Genomic DNA, 546 nt, shown 5'->3' with positions numbered 1-546 from the left:
CCCTTCTCCTCCTCCCCTCCCCCCTTTTTTCTTGCCTCTTCTCCGCGCCTTGTCCCGTTGGCCTTCCCACTGCCGGTCGCGGTCGTCGTCCCCCCGTTCTGGCGTGTGCTCGCGGCCGTCGTTCTTTCTGTTCTCGCCCTCTCTTTTTCCTTCCCCTTTTTCCCTTTTTTCTCCTTCTTCTTTCCTCTCTTTTCTTCTCCCTTCTCTTCTCCCCCTTCCTCCCTCCCTTCGTCTTCGCCCTCCCCTTCCTCCCCCCCCCTCTTTCCTTCTTCCCTCTCCTCCTCTTTCTTTTCCTCTTTTCCTCTTCCCTTCTCCTTCTTCTTCCTCCTCTTCTTCTCCTTCTCTTTCCTTTTCTTTCCTTCCCTTCTCTCCCTTCCTTCTTCTTCTTCTTCTCTCTTTTCTTCCTTTTTTCTTCCCCTTTCCTTCTTTCTTCTCTTCCTCTTTTCCTTCCTCCCTCCCTCTCTCTTTCTCTCTCCTCACTTCCTTTTTCCCTCTCCTTCCCTCTCCTTCTTCCTTCTCTCTCCTTCCCCTTCCTTTCCCCTCACC

The 546-nt window shown here is 52.9% G+C and carries 1 protein-coding gene; it reads right to left on the bottom strand.

The window, feature by feature from the left end:
• Nucleotides 1–546, bottom strand: a 546-nt coding sequence (locus IB255_RS30480; RefSeq protein ID WP_192211284.1) for a hypothetical protein, incomplete at both ends; no start/stop codon positions are given.

The sequence above is a fragment of the Pseudomonas sp. PDM22 genome (genome assembly GCF_014851965.1).
Classification (GTDB): Bacteria; Pseudomonadota; Gammaproteobacteria; order Pseudomonadales; family Pseudomonadaceae; genus Pseudomonas.
The sequence above is the reverse complement of the archived record's forward strand: the minus strand, read 5'-3'. Positions and strand labels throughout refer to the sequence as shown.